Below are 20,098 nucleotides of genomic sequence, written 5' to 3'. Positions count from 1 at the left end.
GCAACTTCGTCAGCAAATGCGGGCATGCAAAGCTCCGAGCTCCAGCGCGTCTCTAACTGGCTGATCGACGGCGCCTGGTCGACGGTAGAGCCAGTCGCCATGATCGCGGATTTCTGCGAACGTCTGGTCGCAGCCGGTCTGCCGCTGTGGCGGTTCGGCATTTTCATCCGCACGCTCCATCCCGAAATATTCGGCCGCAACTTCATCTGGCGGCAGGGCGGAGAGGTCGAAATCGGCACTGTCGAATTCGATGTGCTGGACTCGCCGGCGTTCGCCCAGAGTCCGCTTCGGATCGTATTCGAGCAGGGGCTGGAGGTCAGAGGGCGTGTCGACGATCCCGCCAGCCAGCGATTTCCCATCATCAACGACATGCGCGCCGAAGGCGTGACCGATTATATCGCGGTGCCGCTGCCGTTCCTCGACGGCTCCGACAACGCGACAAGCTGGATGACGCGGCAGCCCGGCGGCTTCAGCGACGGCAACATTGCGGCGATCCGCTCCATCATTGCACCGCTCGCGCGCGTCAGCGAGATCATCAGCCTGCGCCGCACCGCCGAGATGCTGCTCGACACCTATGTCGGCAATCGCGCCGGTGCGCGTATCCTCGGCGGCCAGATCCGGCGCGGCCACAACGACACCATGCAGGCCGCGATCTGGCTCTCGGACCTGCGCGGCTTCACCGCGCTCTCGGACCGGCTGCCCGCCGAGACCGTCGTCGAGATCCTCAACCACTATTTCGATTGCCAGGTCACCGCGATCCGCGGCCATGGCGGCGAGGTGCTGAAATTCATGGGCGACGGCCTGCTCGCGGTGTTTCCGATCGACGAATATGTCGGCGACGCCGCCCATGTCTGCGCGCGCGTGCTGGAAGCGGCGCGCGAATCCCGCGCCAGCGTCGAGGCGCTGGCCTTTCCGGTCGGCGACGCCGTCGAGCGCTTCCGCTTCGGTGTCGCGCTGCATGTCGGCAACATCCTCTACGGCAATATCGGCGGCGGCAACCGCCTCGACTTCACCTGCATCGGCCCCGCGGTGAACCTTGCTGCGAGGCTGGAGAAGATCACGGGTCGGCTGGGGCGGACCGTCGTCGCCTCGGAAGGTTTTGCCAATGTCTGCCGGCACGACTGGCACCAGCTCGGCGAATTTCCGATTGCCGGGTTCTCCAAGGCGCAGCGCGTGTATGGGCTGGCGGAAGAGACGCCGGCGCTGGTCGATTGAGCCGCTATTCCTCCGGCTCGGTCGTGAACAGCAGCGGATAGCCCTTGGCGCGGCCGGCGTCGGTGGCGCGGGTCGCCTTGGTCTCGGCGACGTCCTTGGTGAATACGGCGACGACGCAGGCCCCCAGCTTGTGGGCGGTGATCATGACCTTAAAAGCCTGATCCTCCGTCATGCGGAATTCGGCCTTCAGCACCATGGTGACGAATTCGCGCGGCGTGTAGTCATCGTTGATCAGGATGACCTTGTGCAGCTTCGGCCGCTCGACCTTGGTCTTCGTCCTGGTTTTCGGCTTGGTAACGGTGTCGTTCATTCCGCCTCCTGGAATCGGCGGGCTCGGTTCCCAGCCGCGATGATCAGCTCGCAGCCTTCTCACCATATTGCAGGACCTGCACCTTCTCCAAGGTGATCAGCCCGCTCGACATCATGCCATCCAGGATGGGCAGGAATGCGTTGATGTTGTCCTCGCTGTCGACGATCTCGATCAGCAGCGGCAAATCTTCCGAAAGCCGCAGGATCTTCGAGGTGTGCAGCCGGCTCGATTTGCCGAAGCCCATGGGCCCGCGCAGCACGGTGGCGCCGGCAAGGTGCCGCTCGCGCGCCGTCATCACGATCGCTTCATAGAGCGGCTTGCCGCCATAATGATCGCTCTCGCCGATGAAAATCCGGAGCGAAACTGCCTGATTGGGAATTTGCATGGTCAGCTCCTTGTCAAGCGGTTGTAGCGGCTCGCCATGATATGGCCGATCCACACCGACACCAGCCAGCAGATCACGGAAGCGGCGATGTAGGCGAGCGCCGTGTATTTCATGCCGCCGTGGAGCAGGCGGAAGGTCTCCAGGCTGAAAGTCGAAAAGGTGGTGTAGCCGCCGCAGAACCCGGTCATGACGAACTGCCGGTGCTCCGGCCGCGCCAGCATCCGGCCGTCCGGGCCGGTCAGCGCCGCGTAGAAGCCGATGATCAGCGAGCCCGTCGCGTTGATGAACAGCGTCGCGAAGGGAAAGCCCGGTCCCGTATCGAGTGCAAGCCCGACAAGATAACGCGTCAGGCCGCCGACGATGCTGCCGGCGGCAACCCAGGCATAGAGCATCGCAGTGCGCCAGCGCTCGGCGGAAGGGGAGTTCATCAGCCGCTAGCCTCCCAGGCGATCCGCAAGGAGGAAGCCGCAAGTGACGGCGGCAAGGCACAGTCCGACGGAGAATACGACATTGCCGAGCGCGTGCATCGGCTCGCCGCTTCGCGCGAGCGTCAGCGTCTGCAGGCTGAACGAGGACACCGTGGTGTAGCAGCCGAGAAATCCTGTCACCGCGAACAGCCACGGATCGGGCGTGGCGAACACCGAGCCAGGATGGGTCGCCAGCGCGCCGAAAATGCCGATCAGGAAGGCGCCGGTGACGTTGATGGTCATGGTGCCCCACGGAAACGTCTCGCCCAGCCGCCGCGCGATCGCACCGGAGACGAAATAGCGTGCGCAGCCCCCCAGGGCGCTACCGATCACGATCGCGATTGCTCCGCTCAGCACGATGAACAGCCCCCCGTCATGATTTTCCTTCCGCCGCCAGACCATTGCCGACGGCGAGCAGCCCGATGAGCGCGACCAGCGCGAAGCCGAGTCCCGCAAGGAACGTTCCCGCCGGACCATAGACGTCCCACAGCGCGCCCGCGATCACGCTCGCGGCCAGCAGGGCAAGGCCGGTGAACAGATTGAAATAGCCGAACGCGGTGCCGCGCAGGTTGGGCGGTGCGGCATCGGCGACGAGGGCCGAGAGCAGGCCCTGCGTCAGCCCCATATGCAGTCCCCACAGCACGACACCGAGCGCGAGGCCTGCCAGATTAGGCAGCAGCGCAAGCGCCAGATCGGCCCCGGCGAGGAAGACGAGGCCGAGCGCGAGCAGGCCGGTCCGGTTGATGCGGTCCGAGAGCACGCCGGCCGGATAGGCCGACAGGGCGTAGACGATGTTCATCAGCACCAGCACCGCCGGCACCCACATCGCATTCAACCCGATGTTCTGTGCGCGCAGGATCAGGAAGGCCTCGCTGAAGCGCGCCAGCGTGAAGACGATTCCGACGGCCACGACACGCCAGTAGACCGCTCCGAGCTGCCGCATCGCGGCGAGGTTGAGCGGATTTTTTGCAGGCTCCCGGCTTGGGTCCGGCTCCGGCTCGCTCACCGCGAACGCGATCAAGCCGAAGGACAGGAAGGCCGGCAGCACCGCGACCCAGAACACGATGGAAAAACTATCTGCCGTCCACCACATCAGGCCGATCGCTACCAGCGGTCCGACGAAGGCGCCGATGGTGTCGAGCGATTGCCGCAGGCCGAAGCTCGCGCCGCGCAGGCCGACGGGAGCGATATCGGCGATCAGCGCATCGCGCGGCGCGCCGCGAATGCCCTTACCGACGCGGTCGATGAACCGCGCCGCCACCAGCCATCCGACGCTGGGCGCAAGCGGGAACAGCGGCTTGGTCAATGCGGCGAGGCCATAGCCGAGTGCGGCGAGCAGCTTGCGGCGGCCGAGCCAGTCCGACAGCGCGCCGGAGAAGATCTTGGTGATCGAGGCGGTCGCCTCCGCAATGCCCTCGATGAAGCCGACGGTCAGTGTCGAAGCGCCGAGCACGGTGACGAGATAGACCGGCAGCAGCGCGTGGATCATCTCGGAGGAGATGTCCATCAGCATCGAGACGAAGCCGAGCACCCAGATTCCCCTGGGCAGCCCGCTGCGTGCGGCATTCGATGTCGTCGTCACGTCTTCGCCTTCTCCTGGCCTTGCACCAGACAACAAAAAACCCGCCATCGGCGGGTTTGTCCATGCTCCCGCCGAAGGCAGAGGCTCAAAGATTGCCCCTCCTCAAGCAGGAGTCATCAGCCCACTACGGTCCAAGATTACGGGTCAAGGCCGCCGGGCGGTTGTCGGGGGACTCCATCCCCATCTGTGCGGCCAACCTAGCATGGAAATCGCTTGGAACAAGTGGCGGGCGCGTCTCGGCCGGCGTCGTCATTCGGGATTCGGCTCTTCGAGTCGCCCCGGAATGACAGTGCTTATGATCGCGCCTGTTCCGGCAGCGCAAGCGCAACATGGCGGCACATTGCGCAAAGCGCGCGTACTAACCCGCAGATTCCTAACTTGAATGTGAAGCGCAAGCGATCTTCGCGCTTTGCGGCAAGGCGATTGCATGTCACCATCGCGTCATACGACGGGAGAGGCTGCGATGCGCTTGCTGTTCTCGATCGGGGCTGTGCTGGCGGCCGGCATGTTTGCCGGAGGAGACGTCGCGGGCATCGCGGCGCCAGGACCTAAATTCGAGCCGCCCAAAAGTCAGCCGCAGCGTTCGGCGGCCGACAGAGACGCGCAGACGGTTGACGTCGAGCTGATCCTCGCTGTCGACGTGTCCTACTCCATGGACATGGACGAGCTCGCGATCCAGCGCGAGGGCTATGCGCAGGCGATCCAGTCGAAGGAGTTCCTCCAGGCCCTGAAGCTCGGCCCGAATGGACGGATCGCGGTGACCTATTTCGAGTGGGCCGCTTCCAGCGACCAGAAGATCATCATCCCCTGGCGGCTGGTCGATGGTCCTGAAACGGCGGATGCGGTCGCCGCCGAGATCATGAAGACGCCGATCCGGCGCGCCTCGCGCACCTCGATCTCGGGCGCGATCACCTTCGCGATGCCGCTGTTCGAAGAGGATCCCTATCGGGGCCTGCGCCGTGTGATCGACATTTCCGGTGACGGCCCCAACAACAATGGCGGCCCGGTCACGGTGGCGCGCGATGCCGCGCTCGAGAAGGGCATCGTCATCAACGGCCTGCCGATCATGGTCAAGGAGCCGTCCTATTCGACCATGGATATCGACAATCTCGATTTCTACTACGAGGACTGCGTCATCGGCGGCCCTGGCTCCTTCGTCATCACGATCAAGGACCGAGACAAATTCAAGGAAGCGATCCGCACCAAGTTGCTGATGGAGGTCGCCGGCCGCACGCCTGAGCGTCCGGTGATGCGGGTCGCCGACAAGGAGCCGCGCGTCAACTGCCTGATCGGCGAGAAGATCTGGTCGGACCGCTGGGGGCGCTGAAGGGCCGGCTGAGACCTTTTGCCCGCCCGGCCCATGCCCGAGCTTAACGGCTCGTTAACCGGTGCAGGGCCCTAATCAGCCGGTTTCTGTTCGTTTCCAGTCGGCATCCTGACATTGCCGAAGCGAATGAAAGCGGGTTTATCCGGCCCGTCTCCGAGCAATCCAATGGCCATCGTCTCATCGAGCACCAACCAGATTTCGCCCGCCAACGAGCGGCTGTATCACCAGAGTGCTCTGGTCGGCGACTGGAAGGGCAATTGGGTCGGCAACAACCAGCCCGTCGGCTTCAAGGTCGTGAACATCCGCGGCGCCCGGGCGCAGGTCGAGTACACCCACAACGGCCACACCGAGCGCGGCTTTGCCGAGGTCCAGGGCACGCTCATCACCTTCGGCGGGGTCACGGTCGGCACCAAGGACGGCAAGAACATGGTGATGCTGTTCTCCTTCGGAGGCGCCGGCAAGCAGACCGCCAATCTCGAGAAGCAGGCCCCGCCGGCTTCCGACAGCCGTCTGATGGGAAGCTGGGGCGGCTATTCCAGCGCCAACGGCAAGAGCGCGAGCTTCAAGGTGCTGGCCGTCAACGGCAAGGAAGCGCAGGTCAGCGTCACCACCGACGGCGTCACCCGACAGGGCACCGGCTACGTCTACAAGAACGTCATCATGTTCGGGCAGACGCAGATCGCGACCGATGACGGGCAGAACGGCAAGGTCATCTATCAGGTCGGCACGAAATCCTTCATGGTGCCGGTGACGAAATATCCGCCGGCCGATTCATCGTCATCCGTGGACAGGACCGCCTGAGATCGCCGTCCTTCGTCGGTCTCTCCATCACCGGTTCGGTGCCCGCTTCTCCACGAACGCTCTCAAAAGCTCCTGCGCCTCGTCGGTCGTTGCGACATTGCAGAAATCATCCACGGCGCTCGCGATGCTGCGCCGGTAGTCGAGATCGATCTGGCGCATGAAGGCGGCGCGGCCCATCCGCAGCACCGCAGCCGATTTGGCGGAAAACTGCGCCGCAAGCTTCAGCACCTCCGTCTCGAGTTCGGCATCGCCGACCACGCGGTTCACCACGCCGAGCTCGCGCGCTTCCATGGCGCTGAAGACCCGGCCGGTGAACAGCAGCTCGAAGGCACGATGACGTCCGACGATGCGCGGCAGATGCGCATAATGGATCGCGGGAATGACGCCGACGTCGATCTCGGGATAGCCGAACGTCGCGCTCTCCGCCGCAAGCACCACGTCGCAGGACACCGCCATGGTCATGCCGCCGCCGCGCGCCGCGCCACCGACCGCGGCGATCGACGGCTTTCCCAGCCCGTACTGCGCATCGTAGAGGTCGATATAGAGCGCCTGGAGGAATTCGCGGATCTCGGCGCCGGACTTGCCGAGCAGGATGTCGAGATCGAGGCCCGTCGAAAAACGTTTTGCAATTGCGCTCGCCAGCACGACGACGCGCGCGCCGTCATCGTCCGCCGCGCGGCGGAAGGCTGCGACGACGCTGCGGATCATCTCGAGGCTCAGCGCGTTGACGGGCGGGCGGCGTAGCGTGATGCGAGCGACGTCGCCGAGACGTTGGTACGCGACGGTATTGTCAGATGTCACCGGGCTCTCCGTGCGGGATCGGCAGCGACAAGAGAGTCGCTTCGGGACCAGCTTACGTTGCGGCGCGACCCGTGCAAGAACCCGAGCGCGCATGCTAGGCTGCGTGCGGGAGATCGCTCGCGAGGGAGAGGACAGATGACCGAGGAACGTCCCAGGATGGCCGGCTCCGCCACCGTCTTCGTCGTCTCGGACATCGCGGCGAGCCTCGCCTATTACCGCGACGTTCTCGGGTTCGAGGTCACCTTCGAATACGGCGAGCCCGCGTCCTATGCCTGCCTGTGCCGCGACGAGGTCGCTCTGCATCTGCTCGCGGCGGCCGCAACCAAGCGGCTGCCTGGACAAGGCGGTCTCTGCATTTTCGTCACCGACGTCGACCGGATCTATGCCGAGGCGACAGGACGTGGCGCGAAGCCCATCAACCGGCCGGAGGACCGCGACTACGGCATGCGCGATTTCGACGTGGTCGATGCCGACGGCAATCAGCTCACATTCGGCATGGGTATCCCGGAACCCGGGTGAGACGACACGGCGTCGCCTCGCTGGCATTCCTCCTCGCTGGAGGGTATGATTTGTGAGGTTTTCGAAGGTTACCCGAATGTCCCGCCTTGCAGCTTCATGCGGTCTTGCAGCTCTCGTCGCCGTGCTCTGCCTCGGCGCAACGTCCGCTGATGCGCAAGTTGCACCGCTGAGGTATGTCATTCCGGGCGGACCCTTTGGCTTTGGCGGCAGCGATGGCCAGAGCTCCGATATCTACGGCAATTTTTCGAGCTTCAATGCCGGCGACGCCGGTGGGCTTACCAATTTCGCGAACGGCTTCTTCGTCGGCAGTCAGCGCGGCAATCTCAATTGGAGCGGGCTCAGTCAGACCGGACTCAGTCAGGCCGGATTTGCCGGAAATTTCAACGCGCTCTCTTATGACAGTACGCAGTTCGGCTACAGCACCAAGACCGCGGGCGGCTTGCCCGTGACGTTCTTCGCTGGTTTCGACACTTTGAAATATGGCAATGGCATCGGCAGCTCGGTTGCGCCGCTAACCTCGGGCGCGGCACCCGGCTACAGCGCGTTTGCGGGCGTGGAATTCAAGCCGACCTCCAATCTCAGCCTGTCGTTCGGCGCCGGTTTCATCCAGCAGGACTCGGGCCGCATGGACAGCGATATCCGATCGAACATGCTGCCCGGCGAGTCGCCGGCGCTGAGCGGGCTGCGGCGTTAGGATCGCATCACCAGCTCCGGCGGACGCCGCGGCGATTTCGGCAGGTCCGGACCGGCTCCGAAGCGCATCACGATATCGCATCGCCGTTCGCCCAGTCCAAGCGAGGCCGCAAATTGCGACCTCAGCGCCGCCACCTCGACCGGCTGGTTGACGAAGGCATATTTCAGTCCCAGCGCGGTTGCCTGCAAGCCGAAGCGCTGGCAGGCGCGGCCGACCGCGATCCAGTGCGACTTGTCGTTGCGATCTGCAGCGAGCGCGACGACGCCCGCCGAGGCGGCGAGCTGTTCGCGATACTTTTTGTTTTCCCCGCTTTCGGTGAAGAAGAGTTTCAGAAGCGGCCGCGCCAGCCATGACGGCAGGGAGGGATTTCCCGAGGCAGGCGCGAACAACCCGTCCATGGTTGCGAGCGCTTCCGCCTCGTTGAAGCGAATCCAGCTCACGAGCTCGCGCATGAAGGCCTTGTCGCGCATTTGCGCCGAATTGCCTTCGAGCACGTAGTCGGCGACCTCGGCGATCGCGGCGCGCTCGGTCATCAGGATGGCTGTGACGTCAGGTTCACGACAGGCATCCTCGAGCCGACGCAAGGTCTCGGGCGCGACGGGCCTGCCGTCGAACGCCGCGCGGGTGCATTGCCTGATCGGAATCGCGGCCGCCAACGCAGATGGGGAGGGCGGCGCTTGCTCGAGCGCGATCACGATCCGGTCGCCGTCGATGACCGGGTCGGCGCGCCAGCCCAGCGTGGACGCCGCGAGGATGAGGTTTTCGGCTGCGCAGCCGAGACTGACGAACAGGTGATGATCGTCCGGATCGACGGCCGGGCAGCGGCGCGAAAAATCCGGCGCGATCGCGATGTCGTTGCCGCGTGCGGAGAAGATCCACGGTTGGGTGTTGTGGCTATTGGCTGCGAGAGTGGCAAAGCGCACGAGTTCGCGATCCCGCGGCACGGCCCGCAGCGGAGCCCGAGATGCCGTCACCGCCGCGTCATAGGTCGTCGCCGCCCCTGCGGCGGGAAGACCGCTGATCGCAGTCGCGGACAACCCGAGCGCGGTTGCGATGAACTGTCGCCGGTCAACCACAAGCGTCCGCTCCCTGCCGTTGCGCAGGATGCGTCTAGCAGTGGCGGGCTCCGGAACGATTGACCGGAATCAAGATCGGACAGCGAATTCCACGCAAGCCGGGTTTGCGCATCACGACAAGCCCGCCACCAGCGGCCGTTGCAGATGCCGGGCCATGAGTTCGGCCGCCTCGGTGTAGCGCCGCGTCTCCAGAACGTCGAGCAGGCGCAAATGCTCGCGCACATGCCGCCGCATACCCTCACGGTCGGCGAAGCTGCGATAGGCGAACAGGCGTCTGATCGAATTCACGCGCTTCAGCGCTTCGAGAAAGAAGGGATTGCCGGCTCCGCGGATAATCTCTTCGTGGAATTCGCAGCCCGACTGAAAGATCTCGCCGATCGTCATCTTCTCGATCTCGCCTTCGAACACGCGTTGCTGACGTTCGCGCAGGCGCACGATCACCTCCTGCGGTAGCGAAAAGCCGGGCTGCGCGATGGCCGCCGGCTCGATCACCGCGCGAAACGCCTTGGCCTGCGCTTGCGCTTCGGGACTGGAGACCGTCTCCGCAAAACGCCAGCCATAGCCCGGCAGGCGTGCGATCCATCCCTCGGCGGCGATCCGGTCCAGCAGCCGCTGCAACTCGGCGCGCGTGACGTCATAGCGGCGCATCAGCTCCGCCTCGGTGACATCGACCGGCAGCCGTGTCGCGAGCACGTCGCCCGCGACGGTCGCATACACCTGCTCGTTGCGCCTGACCGCCGCGAGCGCGGGCTGGGCTGCGCCGCTGGTCGGATTCTTCGCCAGCACGAAGCCGCGATGCGGCTCGCCGCGCGCCAATCCCGCCGCTTCCAGCGCCTTCAGGCCGAGCCGGATCGGCGCGCGTGAAAGGTCCAGCGCATCCGCAAGCCTTTGCTCGATCAGGCGGTCGCCGGCCTTCATGCCTTCGCGCCGGGCGAGCGCCATGATCAGCCCGGCGAGGTGCTCGGCGCGTTCGGAACCGTTCTTGTCGCTGCGCGGTCGGGAACTATCGGATGCGCTCATTGCAATGCACGCAAGTTTTAGGGCTTGACAGACTGTCCCACAGATTGTTCTTTTCCGCAACAATATACAATCGACCCAGGGAGAGAGCCCGATGGCGCGCGCGCCCGATGTTCACATATGCGAGGTTGCCCCCCGCGATGGTCTCCAGAACCTGGACATCTTCGTTCCGACCGAGGCCAAATGTGCGCTGATCGACACGATCGCCGCTGCCGGCGTTCGCGAGATCGATGCCGGATCGTTCGTGCCGCCAAAGGTCGTTCCGCAATTCGCTGACGTCGATGCGGTGATGGCGCATGCGCTGACACACAAGTCGGCGACCATCGGCGCACTGGTGCCGAACCCGAAGGGCGCCGAGCGCGCCATCGCGGCAGGCGTTGACGCCGTCTATTTCGTCATCTCCGCGAGCGAGACGCACAACCAGGCCAATGTCCGCCGCTCGGTCGACGAGCAGATCGAAGCATTTCGCGCGGTCCGCGCCGCGATCGACGACCGGCCTGTGGGCCAGCGGCCGCAATTGATGGGCGCGATCTCCACCGCCTTCGGCTGCTCGCTGGAGGGTGAGGTGAGCGAAGCGGCCGTGTGCCGGGTGGCGCGCGCCTTCGCCGAGGCCCGCGCCGACGAGATCGGGCTTGCCGACACCGTCGGTTATGCGACGCCCAAATCGATCGGGCAGGTCGTCTCGGCGGTGCGGCGCGAGGTCGGATCGCAAATGACCCTGCGGCTGCATCTGCACGACACGCTCGGTGCCGGCCTCGCCAATGCCGTCGCGGGCCTCGAAGCCGGCATCCGCCGGTTCGATGCCGCGGTGTCCGGCCTCGGGGGCTGTCCCTTTGCTCCTGGAGCGCGCGGCAACATCGTCACCGAGGATCTCGTGTTCATGCTGGAACGCATGGGCCTCTCCACCGGCATCGACCTCGATCGCCTGATGCAAACGCGCGAAATTCTCGCCCGCCATATCCCGGCAACACATTTGACGGGGCATCTGCACGAGGCCGGAATCCCGAAGGTCCTGCGGAGCGCGGCATGAGCATGGCTGCGCGTGAGACTGCATCGGAGCTTCGCCCGCTCGCCGGCCTTCGGGTCGTCGAGTTCAGCCAGATGGTGATGGGGCCGAGCTGCGGCTTGATCCTCGCCGATCTCGGCGCCGACGTGATCAAGGTCGAGCCGCCCAAGGGTGACCGCACCCGGTTTTTCAAGGGACCCGCCGCCGGCTTCTTCGCCACCTACAGCCGCAACAAGCGCAGCATCGCGCTCGACACGTCGACGGCGGAAGGCCAGGGCGTCGCTCGCAGGCTGATCGAGAACAGCGACGTCCTGATCGAGAATTTCCGGCCGGGCCTCTTGAAGCGGATCGGCCTCGACTACGAGAGCGTCGCGGCCTTCGCGCCACGCCTGATATATTGCTCGCTCAAGGGCTATTTGCCCGGACCTTACGAGAACCGCCTCGCGCTCGACGAGGTCGTGCAAATGATGGGAGGCCTTGCTTACATGACCGGCCTGCCCGACCGACCGATGCGCGCCGGCGCCTCGGTCAACGATGTCATGGGCGGCATGTTCGGCGTGATTGCGATCCAGGCTGCGCTCGCCGAGCGGCAGCGGACCGGCCGGGGCCGCTACATCCAGAGCGCGCTGTACGAGAACAACGTGTTCCTGATGGCACAGGCCATGATGTGCGAGGTGGTCAGCGGCCAGCCGTCCATTCCATATTCGATCAAGGACAGTCCGTGGCCGGTTTACGATCTTTTCGACACCAAGGACGGCTCGAAGCTGTTCGTCACCATCGTCGGCGAAGAGCAATGGGAGGCGTTCTGTCGTGCCTTCGATCGTGAAGCTTGGCTCGTTGATCCGCGCTTTGCGACGAGCAACGATCGCGTCGATCATCGCAGCTGGCTGATCCCCGAGATCGCGAAGATCTTCAAGCAATGGGACAAGGCCGATCTCGCAGCGCGTCTCGAACAACTCGATCTGCCCTACGCCCCGGTGAACAAGCCCGGCGACCTCTTCGATGATCCGCATCTTAACCGGTCGGGCGGTCTGACCGAGATTCGGCTGCCCGGCGGCGGCGCGGCCAAGACGCCGCTGCTGCCGATTTCCATGGACGGAAGGCGTCTGCCGAATCGCTACGATCCACCTGGGATCGGCGAGCACAGCGGCGAGATCCTGAACGAGATCGGGATGTCGCCGAATGAGATTGAAGCGCTCCGACAGGCCGGGACGATCAAGGTCGCGCCGTCCTGATCGATCGGCGCCATCGAACAAAAGCAAAGGGAGGAGGAGCACATGAGCATTACCAGACGCCAGGCGTTGATCGCCGGCTCCGCATGGGCCGGCGCATCTCTGTTGCCGGGACAATCGCGCGCCGAGGCCAAGCAGGTCTCGCTCGCCTTCGGACCGGTCTCGCCGGTCTATGCCATCGGCATGATCGCGGAGCTGAAGGGGTACTTCAAAGACGAAGGACTCGATTCCAAGCTCATCACCGGCAACGCCGGCACATTCGGGCGCCAGACGCTGGCGGCAGGGCAGGCGTTGTTCGCCCATGGCGATGCCAGCCACCCGCTCCAGCTCGGTGCGCGCGGCAAGCCGTGCAAGATCCTGCTCGCGACCGAGATGGTGTGCTCCTACGCCAGCATCATGGTCCGGCAGGACCTCTACGAGAGCGGCATCACTACGGTCGAGAAGCTCGCCGACTTCAAGCGCCCCGATGGCGCCAAGCCGATCGTTGCCGCCACCGCGATCGGGTCCGGCACCTGGGTATTCGGCACTTATGTGTTCGAAGCGCGCGGGCTTGGCAGCAAGGTGAACTGGGTCGCGGGCGGCGGGCCCAACACGATGTTCCCTTCGCTCCAGACCAAGCAGTTCGACGCCATCATGGCGCCGCCGAGCTGGATCGTCGAGGTCGAGAAGAAGGGCTTTGGCAAGGCGATCTACGACACCTCCAAACCCGGCGTGTTCGAGAAGGATTTCGGCGGGACGCTACCTGTGCTCGTGATCTACACGCTGCAGGACACGGTCGAGCAGGACAAGGCGATGGTGCAGGCCTATGTCAACGCGATCTATCGCGCGATGGCCTTCGTGAAGGCGACGCCGCTCGCGGAGGTGCAGGCGCTCGTTGCGCCGAAATATTTCTCAGGGATAGATCCCGATGCGATCAGCGCCGAGCTCGGCTTCGACAAGTCGACCTGGGCCTATGACGGTGTCATCGACAAGGCTGCGTTCGAACGCGGCGCCAAGCCCTGGTACCGCAAGGGCACGGATATCCCCGAGACCAGGTACGAGGATGTCGTCGACATGAGCTTCCTCCAGACAGCCAGGGCGAAATACAAATGATCGCCGCGTCAGGCCAGGGTCTTGCGCTCGCGCGCAACGAGGATCATGCAGCGGCGGCGCGCATCCGCATAGCGGTGCAGGGGCTCACCAAACGCTTCAACGCGTCGGGGCGAGAGTTCGTAGCGGTGGACGACGTCTCCTTCGAGGTCAAGCAGGGTGAGTTCGTCGCGCTGCTCGGGCCGTCCGGCTGCGGCAAGAGCACCATTCTCAACATGGTCGCGGGGCTGCTGCCGCGCTCCGGCGGACGCATCCTGATCGACGAGGACACGGTCGAGACGGGCAAGGTCAACCCCGGGGTCGGGTACGTCTTCCAGCGCGATACGCTGTTTCCCTGGCGCACCGTCGAGCAGAACATCGGCTATGGGCTGGAGATCGCGGGATTGCCGAAGGTCGAGCGTGCGGGCCGCGTCGCTTCGGCCGTCGAGAAGGCCGGGCTCACGGGCTTTGCGCAGAGCTTTCCCCGCATGCTGTCCGGCGGCATGCGCCAGCGCGTCGCCTTGATGCGCACGCTGATCCTCGAGCCCGAGATCCTGCTGATGGACGAGCCGTTCGGCGCGCTCGACACCCACACCAAGCTGGAGATGCACAAGACGCTGCTGGAGATCTGGGAACGCGAACGGCAGACCGTGTTGTTCGTGACGCACGATCTCGGCGAAGCCTTGACCTTGGCGAGCCGCATCATCCTGCTCTCGGCGCGGCCCGGACGCCTCAAGGAAGATTTCGACGTCGCCATTCCGCGTCCGCGCGATCCCGTTGCCATACGCGAGACCGCCGAATTCGGCCGCCTCTATTCCCACATCTGGCATTCGCTCGGCGAAGAGTTCCGCCGTACCAGGGCCGACTGACCATGTCCAACAGCCGCATCGTCATCCTGTTCTGGCAACTGGCCATTCTCGTAGCAATTCTCGTCGTCTGGCAGTGGGGCTTCGGATGGAGCAAGGCGCTGCTGCCGAAAGCCTTTGTGCCAAAAATCCTCGATCCCTATTTCGTCGCCAAGCCGTCGCTGATCTGGCAAAGTTTTTTGCGGCTCGGCTGCTTTGCTGACGCCGGCGGTTTTGCCGCCTGCGTCAAGAGCAACGACAACAATCTGTGGCTTGCAACGCTCGTCACCTTGAAGAACACCTGGTGGGGCTTCCTGTTCGGCTCGGCAAGCGGCATCGCGGCTGGCCTCGTTCTCGGCCGTTCGGAGTTCCTGGCGCGCGTGTTCGGGCCCTACATCGTCGCGCTCAACTCGATCCCGCGCATCGCGCTGGTGCCGCTCGTGATCCTGATCTTCGGCCTCGGCGACCTCTCCAAGATCGCGACCGCCTGGCTCGTCGTGTTCTTCGTGGTGTTCTTCAACACCTTCGAGGGAACGCGGGCGGTCGACCGCGACCAGATCGCCGCCGCCCGCCTGCTCGGCGCCAGCGAATTCACGGTGCTGCGGACCGTTGTGATCCCGTCGGCGCTCGCCTGGGTGTTCGCTTCGCTCCTGCCGGCGGTGTCCTTTGCGCTGATCGGCGTCATCGTCGGCGAGTTCATCGGCGCCGAGCGCGGCCTCGGCAAGCTCATCATCGAAGCCGAGGCGCGGGCCAATGCCAGCGAGATGATGGTCGCCATCTTCGTGATGATGTTCGTCGGCATCCTGCTCGCGGTCGCGGTGCGCTCGTTGCAGTCCTACCTCTTGCGATGGCAGCCGCAATTCGAGCCGTCGGCGTAGCCATCAACGGCTGAATCGCGCCACCAGCTCCACGTGCGGCGTGTGCCGGAACTGGTCGACCGGCACCACCGCCTCCAGCCGATAGCCGCCGTCGATCAGCAGGCGCGCGTCGCGGGCAAAGGTCGCGGCGTTGCAGGACACCGCGATCACGACCGGCACTTTGCTCGCAGCGAGCTTTAGCGCCTGCGCCTGCGCTCCCTGGCGCGGCGGATCGAACACCACGGCGTCGAAGTCGCGCAGCTCCGGCGGCACCAGAGGGCGGCGGAACAGGTCGCGCGGTTCGGCCTTGATCGGCTTCAGGCCGGGTGTGCGCGCGGCCTTCGCCAGCGCCGCGACCGCCCCGGCGTCGCTGTCATAGGCGGTGAGTCGCGCCTTCTCGGCGAGCCGTAGCGCGAACGGGCCGACACCGCAAAAGAGGTCGAGGACCTCCTTGGCCTTGCCGATGCGCTCGATGATGAGCGCGGCCAGCGTCTCTTCGCCTGCGACGGTTGCCTGCAGGAACGAGCCCGGCGGCAGCGTCACCTCGGCGCGGCCCATCTTCACCGTCGGCGGCAGGCGTTGCAGCACCAGCTCGCCATGCCGCGTCAGCCGCGCCAGGCGGTGCTGCTCGGCGACGCGCGACAGCGCCGTGACCAGCGGCGTCGGCAGCGGCCCGGAGCCGCGCACGTCGACATCGAGGCCGTTGCTGGTGGCGGTCACCTGGATGTCGAGCGGCTTGGTCACCGGCATCTTCGACGTCAGCGGTTCGGCGAGCGCCCAGGCGGCATCGAGCGCGCCGCCGAGCGCGGGATCGAGGATGGGGCAGCGGTGGATCGGGATGACGTCGTGCGAGCTCGTCGCGGAGAAGCCGACCTTGAGGATGTCGTGCGTTCCGAAGCGGCCGTGCAGCGTGACACGGCGGCGGCCTGCGCCATGGGCATCCACCAGCGGCGCCACCTCGCAATCGATGCCGGCCTGCGCCAGTGTCTCGACCACGATGCCGCGCTTCCAGGCGTGATAGGGCTCTGCCGCCCAGTGCTGGATCGCGCAGCCGCCGCAGACGCCGAAATGCGGGCAGAACGGCTCGATGCGCTCGGGGCTTGCGATATCGACCGCGAGCAGCTTGCGGCGATCGGGATGGTGGCCGACGACGTGATCGACCTCGACGGTCTCGCCTTGCAGCGTATAGGGCACATAGACCGCATCGCCCGTCGTGAGGCAGACGCCGTCGCCGCGATGGCCAACGTGATCGATGGTCAGGCGCTCAACCACGGCGCGCGCCCAGGAAGAATTCGATATTGCCGTCACCGCCCGCGATCGTGGACGGAAATACCTCGATCTCGGTGCAGCCGAGCGACGCGGCGAAGGCGGCGATGTCGTCGCAGATCTCCCGGTGCACGGTGGCGTCGCGGACGATGCCCTTCTTGTTGTGCTTCCTGTCAGCCTCGAATTGCGGCTTGATCAGCGCCAGCAGGCTCATCGGCGCGGCGGCGAGGGAGAGCGCCACCGGCAGCACCGTCTTGAGCGAGATGAAGCTGACGTCGATGACGACGACATCGGGCCGCGCCGGCAGCCGTTTGCCGTCATAGCTGCGGATATCGGTCTCCTCCATCGACACGATCTTGGAATGACCGCGCAGCGAGGGATGCAGCTGGCTGGTGCCGACGTCGATCGCGAACACCAGGCTCGCGCCATTCGCCAGCAGCACCTCCGTGAAGCCGCCGGTGGACGCTCCGACATCGAGGCAGACATGGTCCTCGATCTCGATGGGATAGCGCTCCAGCGCGCCGGCGAGCTTGACGCCGCCGCGCGAGACATAGGGGTGCGCGGGCTCCGCCTGGATCACGGCGTCCTCGGCGATGGTCTCCGACGGCTTTGAAACCTGCCTGTCGTCGGCCGTGACCAGGCCGGCCTCGATCGCCGCGCGGGCCCGCGCCCGGCTCTCGAACAGGCCGCGCTCGACCAAAAGAACATCCGCGCGCTTGCGGGCAGGGGACAATCGACTCTCCGGATCAGGCTGGCGCTTATGGTGCAACCAATCGCGCGGCTGCCATCTGGACGCAAGCCTCGAACGCGGCCAGATCGTGCCAGACGTCGGTGGGCATCGTGGCCGGCGTCACCAACGCGCAGCCATGCAGCTCCAGCGCATGGATCATCATGAGATTGTCAACGAGGCCGAAATCCTCGACGGTCAGGCCCTGCGCGTCGACCAGCCGCCCGTTCTCGGACGTGACGTCCATGAAGCGGCCGAGGCGGTCGGCATAGGTGGCGCCGTCGTTGGAATAGGCGAGGCAGAACTTGCTGCGCCCGGCCATATAGCCGAGTTCGTAGACGGTGCCGGGATCGGCACCGGCGCCACGGAACGGGGTGAGGTTGGCGATGATGGCATCGGCCTCGTCCATCATCGCCTCGTTGCCGCAGAAGATCTGCCGCGAAGCGTCGGACGCGGAAAGGTCGATGGCGTTGTCGAGGGGATAGAGGCCGGTCAGGCCATGCGCCGCGCAGATATCGACCTTGCGCCGGCCGATTTCCATGGCATCCGGCAGGAACACGTCGGGACCTGCCAGATAGATTTTCATGGCGTTAGTACCGGAAAATTTGGGTCGAGGGGCAAGCCATAGCGTGCGGTTTGCTCCCTCCCCCGCGTGCGGGGGAGGCAAAGGCGGCCGTTGGCTGCCGTTCTTAGGGAACGCCGATGCGAAGCATCGGCTACGGGAGAGGGTTATATCCTCAATCGAGAACCCCCGAGAGGAGAAAGCCCTCACCCGACGCTTCGCGTCGACCTCTCCCGCAAGCGGGAGAGGTAAACCAGCCTCAAGCCAGCTTGACCGTCTCGGCCTTGACGTCCTTGCCGAGCGCCTCGAACACCTTGGCGACGATGCCCTTGGCGTCGAGACCGGCGCGGCCGTACATCGCGGCGGGGGTGTCGTGGTCCTGGAACACGTCGGGCAGCACCATCGAGCGGAACTTGACCATGCCGGTGTCGAGCACGCCCTGGTCGGTCAGGAACTGCGCGACATGCGAGCCGAAGCCGCCGACCGAGCCTTCTTCGATCGTGATCAGCACGTCGTGGTCACGCGCGAGCTTGAGCACAAGCTCGGTGTCGAGCGGCTTCATGAAGCGCGCATCCGCGATCGAGGTGGAGAGGCCATGCGCGGCGAGCTCGTCGGCGGCCTTCTCGCATTCGGCGAGGCGCGTGCCGAAGGAGAGCAGGGCGATCTTGCTGCCCTGGCGGATCATGCGGCCCTTGCCGATCTCGAGCGGAATGCCGACCTCGGGCATCTCGATGCCGCGGCCTTCGCCGCGCGGATAGCGCAGCGAACTCGGACGGTCGTTGATCGCGACCTGGGTCGCCACCATGTGCACGAGCTCGGCCTCATCGGCCGCCGCCATGATCACCATGTTCGGCAGACAGCCGAGATAGGCGTTGTCGAACGAGCCGGCATGCGTCGCACCGTCGGCGCCGACGAGGCCGGCGCGGTCGATAGCGAAGCGGACGGGCAGGTTCTGGATCGCGACGTCATGCACGATCTGGTCATAGCCGCGCTGCAGGAAGGTCGAGTAGATCGCGCAGAACGGCTTGTAGCCTTCGGTCGCGAGTCCCGCGGCGAACGTCACCGCGTGCTGCTCGGCGATGCCGACATCGAACGTGCGGTCGGGGAAGGCCTTGTTGAAGATGTCGACGCCGGTGCCCGACGGCATCGCCGCGGTGATGGCGACGATCTTGTCGTCCTTCTGGGCTTCCTTGACGAGGCTCTGGCCGAACACGTTCTGGTAGGCCGGCGCATTCGGCTTGGCCTTGGCCTGGGTGCCGGTCGCGACGTCGAACTTGACGACGGCGTGGTACTTGTCGGCGGACGCTTCCGCCGGGCCGTAGCCCTTGCCCTTCTGCGTCACGACGTGGACCAGGATCGGGCCGGTCTCCATGTCGCGCACGTTCTTCAGCACGGGCAGCAGATGGTCGAGATTGTGGCCGTCGATCGGGCCGACATAGTAGAAGCCGAGCTCCTCGAACAGCGTGCCGCCGTCCATCATGAAGCCGCGGGAATATTCCTCGACGCGGTTGGCGCGGCTGGCGATGATCTTGGGCAGGCGCTTGTTGATCTGCTTGGCCGCATCGCGCAGCGTGCGATAGGTCTTGCCGGAGTAGAGCCGCGACAGATAGGCGCTCATGGCGCCGACCGGCGGCGCGATCGACATGTCGTTGTCGTTGAGGATGACGATCAGGCGCGAGTTCATGGCGCCCGCATTGTTCATGGCCTCATAGGCCATGCCCGCCGACATCGCGCCGTCACCGATCACGGCGATGACGTTGTTCTTGCCGCCGGAGAGATCGCGCGCCACCGCCATGCCGAGGCCGGCGGAGATCGAGGTCGAGGAATGCGCCGCGCCGAACGGATCGTAATCGCTCTCGCTGCGCTTGGTGAAGCCGGACAGGCCGCCGCCGGTGCGCAGCGTGCGGATGCGGTCGCGGCGTCCGGTGAGAATCTTGTGCGGATAGGCCTGGTGGCCGACGTCCCAGATCAGCCGGTCGCGCGGCGTGTCGAAGACGTAATGGATCGCGGTGGTGAGCTCGACCACGCCGAGGCCCGCGCCGAAGTGACCGCCGGTCACCGAGACGGCATCGATGGTCTCCTGCCGCAGCTCGTCGGCGACCTGGCGAACCTGCTCGATCTTGAGCTTGCGCAGGTCTTCCGGCGTCCGGATGGTGTCGAGAAGCGGCGTTTTACTGTATGCGTTCACGGCGATTTCCAATTTGTCAGCGCCGGAAGGTCATTCCGGTGCGCGATGGGTTTGCACAATATCGGCGCAGCGCGAGTCCTCAAACCGTCGGAGCCACCTGCATGGGGCAAGGCCCCGTCTTCAAGCTTAGGTAAGCTTAAGTGCGCTCCGGTT

The 20,098-nt window shown here is 65.3% G+C and carries 22 protein-coding genes and 1 riboswitch; of the genes, 10 read left to right on the top strand and 12 right to left on the bottom strand.

Features of this window, described 5'->3' with window-relative positions:
- The first annotated feature begins 24 nt into the window (after positions 1–24).
- Positions 25–1,215 (top strand): adenylate/guanylate cyclase domain-containing protein, encoded by a 1,191-nt coding sequence (locus tag RPS27_RS36945; protein ID WP_212065466.1) that lies wholly within the window; start codon positions 25–27, stop codon positions 1,213–1,215.
- 4 nt (positions 1,216–1,219) lie between these two features.
- Here the strand turns inward: RPS27_RS36945 and clpS are convergent, their stop codons facing one another.
- The 5 genes from clpS to RPS27_RS36920 are packed head-to-tail and all read right to left on the bottom strand — an operon-like array spanning position 1,220 to position 4,007.
- Entirely contained in the window at positions 1,220–1,525 is a 306-nt protein-coding gene (clpS, locus tag RPS27_RS36940; protein ID WP_194406755.1) for an ATP-dependent Clp protease adapter ClpS, read from the bottom strand.
- A gap of 43 nt (positions 1,526–1,568) precedes the next feature.
- Positions 1,569–1,910, bottom strand: a complete 342-nt coding sequence (locus RPS27_RS36935; protein WP_211418020.1) for a DUF190 domain-containing protein — start codon at positions 1,908–1,910, stop codon at positions 1,569–1,571.
- Positions 1,911–1,912: 2 nt separating this feature from the next.
- On the bottom strand, positions 1,913–2,338 hold the full coding sequence (gene crcB, locus RPS27_RS36930) for a fluoride efflux transporter CrcB (RefSeq protein WP_212065465.1): 426 nt from the start codon (positions 2,336–2,338) through the stop codon (positions 1,913–1,915).
- A 6-nt stretch (positions 2,339–2,344) separates the two neighbouring features.
- On the bottom strand, positions 2,345–2,779 hold the full coding sequence (crcB, locus tag RPS27_RS36925) for a fluoride efflux transporter CrcB (RefSeq protein ID WP_212065464.1): 435 nt from the start codon (positions 2,777–2,779) through the stop codon (positions 2,345–2,347).
- Positions 2,751–4,007, bottom strand: coding sequence for an MFS transporter (locus RPS27_RS36920; protein WP_212065463.1), 1,257 nt, complete (start codon positions 4,005–4,007; stop codon positions 2,751–2,753). The genes crcB (RPS27_RS36925) and RPS27_RS36920 overlap by 29 nt, the downstream gene beginning before the upstream one ends.
- A 52-nt stretch (positions 4,008–4,059) precedes the next feature.
- Positions 4,060–4,150, bottom strand: a riboswitch (Fluoride riboswitch).
- A 272-nt stretch (positions 4,151–4,422) separates the two neighbouring features.
- Between RPS27_RS36920 and RPS27_RS36915 the strand changes: the two genes are divergently transcribed.
- Positions 4,423–5,286: a DUF1194 domain-containing protein gene (locus tag RPS27_RS36915; protein ID WP_211418017.1), complete on the top strand. Its 864-nt coding sequence runs from the start codon at positions 4,423–4,425 to the stop codon at positions 5,284–5,286.
- A gap of 165 nt (positions 5,287–5,451) precedes the next feature.
- Positions 5,452–6,087 carry a hypothetical protein gene (locus RPS27_RS36910; RefSeq protein ID WP_194406760.1) on the top strand — a complete coding sequence of 212 codons (636 nt, stop codon included), beginning with the start codon at positions 5,452–5,454 and terminating at the stop codon, positions 6,085–6,087.
- Between the two features lie 27 nt (positions 6,088–6,114).
- Here RPS27_RS36910 and RPS27_RS36905 read toward each other — a convergent pair whose 3' ends face one another.
- Positions 6,115–6,888: an enoyl-CoA hydratase/isomerase family protein gene (locus RPS27_RS36905; protein WP_212065462.1), complete on the bottom strand. Its 774-nt coding sequence runs from the start codon at positions 6,886–6,888 to the stop codon at positions 6,115–6,117.
- A gap of 135 nt (positions 6,889–7,023) precedes the next feature.
- Between RPS27_RS36905 and RPS27_RS36900 the strand changes: the two genes are divergently transcribed.
- Positions 7,024–7,407, top strand: coding sequence for a glyoxalase superfamily protein (locus RPS27_RS36900; RefSeq protein ID WP_212065461.1), 384 nt, complete (start codon positions 7,024–7,026; stop codon positions 7,405–7,407).
- A gap of 76 nt (positions 7,408–7,483) precedes the next feature.
- Entirely contained in the window at positions 7,484–8,101 is a 618-nt protein-coding gene (locus RPS27_RS36895) for a hypothetical protein (RefSeq protein WP_212065460.1), read from the top strand.
- Here the strand turns inward: RPS27_RS36895 and RPS27_RS36890 are convergent.
- Both RPS27_RS36890 and RPS27_RS36885 read right to left on the bottom strand, forming a co-directional pair.
- Positions 8,098–9,177 carry an Acg family FMN-binding oxidoreductase gene (locus RPS27_RS36890; RefSeq protein ID WP_313755021.1) on the bottom strand — a complete coding sequence of 360 codons (1,080 nt, stop codon included), beginning with the start codon at positions 9,175–9,177 and terminating at the stop codon, positions 8,098–8,100. The two genes, RPS27_RS36895 and RPS27_RS36890, sit on opposite strands and share 4 nt — an antisense overlap.
- Before the next feature lie 111 nt (positions 9,178–9,288).
- Complete coding sequence (locus tag RPS27_RS36885) at positions 9,289–10,197, bottom strand: GntR family transcriptional regulator (RefSeq protein ID WP_246776449.1); 909 nt, start codon at positions 10,195–10,197, stop codon at positions 9,289–9,291.
- 91 nt (positions 10,198–10,288) lie between these two features.
- Between RPS27_RS36885 and RPS27_RS36880 the strand changes: the two genes are divergently transcribed.
- Genes RPS27_RS36880 through RPS27_RS36860 form a run of 5 tightly spaced genes read left to right on the top strand, consistent with a single transcriptional unit; the run spans position 10,289 to position 15,223 of the window.
- A complete protein-coding gene (locus tag RPS27_RS36880; protein WP_212065459.1) occupies positions 10,289–11,224 on the top strand; it encodes a hydroxymethylglutaryl-CoA lyase in 936 nt (311 codons plus the stop codon).
- Complete coding sequence (locus RPS27_RS36875) at positions 11,221–12,435, top strand: CaiB/BaiF CoA-transferase family protein (protein WP_212065458.1); 1,215 nt, start codon at positions 11,221–11,223, stop codon at positions 12,433–12,435. The genes RPS27_RS36880 and RPS27_RS36875 overlap by 4 nt, the downstream gene beginning before the upstream one ends.
- A 42-nt stretch (positions 12,436–12,477) precedes the next feature.
- Entirely contained in the window at positions 12,478–13,524 is a 1,047-nt protein-coding gene (locus tag RPS27_RS36870) for an ABC transporter substrate-binding protein (protein ID WP_212065457.1), read from the top strand.
- Positions 13,521–14,369, top strand: coding sequence for an ABC transporter ATP-binding protein (locus tag RPS27_RS36865; protein WP_211418010.1), 849 nt, complete (start codon positions 13,521–13,523; stop codon positions 14,367–14,369). The genes RPS27_RS36870 and RPS27_RS36865 overlap by 4 nt, the downstream gene beginning before the upstream one ends.
- Positions 14,370–14,371: 2 nt before the next feature.
- Complete coding sequence (locus tag RPS27_RS36860) at positions 14,372–15,223, top strand: ABC transporter permease (RefSeq protein ID WP_313755020.1); 852 nt, start codon at positions 14,372–14,374, stop codon at positions 15,221–15,223.
- Between the two features lie 3 nt (positions 15,224–15,226).
- On the opposite strand, the gene RPS27_RS36855 is transcribed toward RPS27_RS36860, so the two are convergent.
- The 4 genes from RPS27_RS36855 to dxs all read right to left on the bottom strand — a co-directional run bounded on the left by RPS27_RS36855 (position 15,227) and on the right by dxs (position 19,945).
- A complete protein-coding gene (locus RPS27_RS36855) occupies positions 15,227–16,474 on the bottom strand; it encodes a class I SAM-dependent RNA methyltransferase (RefSeq protein WP_212065702.1) in 1,248 nt (415 codons plus the stop codon).
- Complete coding sequence (locus RPS27_RS36850; RefSeq protein WP_211418008.1) at positions 16,467–17,201, bottom strand: TlyA family RNA methyltransferase; 735 nt, start codon at positions 17,199–17,201, stop codon at positions 16,467–16,469. Before RPS27_RS36850 ends, RPS27_RS36855 begins: the two co-directional genes overlap by 8 nt.
- A 25-nt stretch (positions 17,202–17,226) precedes the next feature.
- Complete coding sequence (locus RPS27_RS36845) at positions 17,227–17,781, bottom strand: nucleoside 2-deoxyribosyltransferase (RefSeq protein WP_212065454.1); 555 nt, start codon at positions 17,779–17,781, stop codon at positions 17,227–17,229.
- Between the two features lie 235 nt (positions 17,782–18,016).
- Complete coding sequence (dxs, locus tag RPS27_RS36840; RefSeq protein ID WP_211418006.1) at positions 18,017–19,945, bottom strand: 1-deoxy-D-xylulose-5-phosphate synthase; 1,929 nt, start codon at positions 19,943–19,945, stop codon at positions 18,017–18,019.
- Positions 19,946–20,098: the final 153 nt, after the last annotated feature.

Origin of the sequence: Bradyrhizobium sp. WYCCWR 12699 (genome assembly GCF_032144035.1) — a bacterium.
In the GTDB taxonomy this organism is placed as follows: Bacteria; Pseudomonadota; Alphaproteobacteria; order Rhizobiales; family Xanthobacteraceae; genus Bradyrhizobium.
This window is presented reverse-complemented; position numbering and strand designations above follow the sequence as displayed.